Genomic DNA, 2,266 nt, shown 5'->3' on the forward strand with positions numbered 1-2,266 from the left:
CCCAACCCCCGCTGCGCACGGCCCCCCGTCCTTTGCGGCCCTTCGGCCTTCCACCGACACAGACACTGCGGTGGTGCTACTGGCCCGGGATCGGGTCGGCTATGCGAATTTGTGCCGGCTGATCACCGACGCTCACATGACCGGGGAACGCGGAGATCCGGCGGTGGCTCCGGCGCAGATCCTGGCTCACTCCGGCGGCTTGATCTGCCTGCTGGGGCCCTCTTCGCACGTCGGTCGGTTGGCCGTCGGGGGGCGGCATCATGCGGCGGTGGCGGCGCTCGAGCCGTTTCGCGAGGCGTTCGGGGATCGGCTGTACGTGGCGGTCGAGCACCGGGTGGAGGCTTCGTCGACGGCGGAGATCCGGCGGCTGCTCCGGCTCGCGGACGAGGCGGGGGTCGGCGCGGTCGCCACCAATGCGGTCCGGTACCTCCAGCGCGAGGACGCCTACCTGGCTGACGCCCTGGAGTGCATGCGCGAGATCGTCCCGGTGGCCGACCATCACGTCACCCGGACCAATTCGGAGGGGTGGCTGAAGCCAGCGGCGGCGATGCGGCGGCTGTTCGCGGAGCGGCCGGAGCTGTGCGACGCCACGCTCGCCATCGCCGAGTCCTGTGAGTTCGACCTCGGCCTGAAGACGGTCCACTTCCCCGACTTCCCCACGCCGGCAGGACGCAGCGCGTCGTCGGTGCTGGCGGAGCGGTGCTGGCGCGGGCTCGGGCGCCGAGGCCTGGAGGCGACCCGGGAGGTCCGGGACCGCCTGGACCTCGAGCTGGCCATGGTCCACCGGCTCGGCTACTCGGCGTTCTTCCTGACGGTGGCCGACATCGTGGCGGACATCCACGCCATGGGCATCCGGTGCGCCTGCCGGGGCTCGGCGGCGAGCTCGCTGGTGTGCTACCTGACCGGCATCTCCGAGGTCGATCCGATCCGCCACGGGCTGGTGTTCGAGCGCTTCCTGAACCCGCTCCGCGACGAGCTCCCCGACATCGACATCGACGTGGAGTCGGCCCGCCGCGAGGACGTCTACGACATGGTCCTGTCCCGCCACGGCGAGGACCGGTGCGCCTGCGTGTGCATGGTCGAGACGTACCGGGCCCGCGCCGCCATCCGGGAGGTGGGCAAGGCCCTGGGGTTGCCGGAGACCGAGATCGACACGGTGGCGAAGGCGTTCCCTCATATCGGCGCGCACCACATCCGGGAGGCCATCTCCTCGCTGCCCGAGCTGCGCGACTCGAACCTGGGGGCCGGGCAGCTGGAGACGCTGTTCCGGGTGGCCGAGCGGCTGAACGGGTTCCCCCGGCACCTCGCGCTGCATCCCTCCGCCATCGCGCTGGCCGGCCACGACCTGGTGGAGCGGGTCCCGCTGGAGCGGTCGTTCCAGGGCTACCGGATGCTCCAGGCGGACAAGGACGACGTGGAGCTGCTGGGGTACCTGAAGCTCGACGTGCTGGGGGTCCGGATGCTCTCGGCCATGCGCCACGCCGTCACCGAGATCGCCCGGACTACAGGGGTGAAGGTCGACCTCGACGACATCCCACGGGACGACCCGCCGACGTTCGAGCTGATCCGGTCCTCGGACACCCTGGGGTGCTTCCAGATCGAGTCGCCGGGCCAGCGGGAGCTGCTCCAGAAGCTCCAGCCCACAGTGTGGGAGGACCTCATCGTGGACATCTCGCTGTTCCGTCCGGGACCGGTGAAATCGGACATGGTCTCGCCGTTCCTCCGGCGCCGCCACGGGCTGGAGCCGTCGGAGTTCGTCCACCCCTCGCTCCGGCCCGTGCTGGGCGAGACGCACGGCGTGATCGTGTACCACGAGCAGGTCATACGGACGCTTGCCGCCCTGGCTGGCTACGACCTGGCGGAGGCCGACCGCATCCGCCGTCACCTCGACGCCGACCCGTTCGAGGTGGAGAAGATCCGCGAGGACTTCAGGGCCCGGGTCCGCGCCCGGCTGGGCGGCGCCGAGGCCGAGCGCATCTGGAAGGAGCTCTTCTCGTTCGCCTCGTTCGGGTTCTGCAAGGCCCACGCCGCCGCGTTCGCCGTCCCCACCTACCAGTCCGCCTACCTGAAGGCCCACTGGCCGGCCCACTTCCTGGCCGGCGTGCTCACCCACGAGCCCGGCATGTACCCGCGGCGGATGATCCTGGAGGACGCCCGCCTCCACGGCATCCCCATCCTTCCGCTCGACGTGAACCGCTCCGAGGAGGACTACGTGGTCGAGGAGGTCTCTTCCGCTTCGCGGGAACTCGCTCCGGCTGCGCTCGGT

1 protein-coding gene is annotated in these 2,266 nt (G+C 70.7%); it reads left to right on the forward strand.

The window, feature by feature from the left end:
• Positions 1 to 73 precede the first annotated feature (73 nt).
• Positions 74 to 2,266 (forward strand): DNA polymerase III subunit alpha (gene dnaE, locus M3Q23_00660; GenBank protein MDP9340625.1); only part of this gene is annotated, 2,193 nt, incomplete at its 3' end.

It is taken from the genome of Actinomycetota bacterium (assembly GCA_030774015.1).
Taxonomy (GTDB): domain Bacteria; phylum Actinomycetota; class UBA4738; order UBA4738; family JACQTL01; genus JALYLZ01.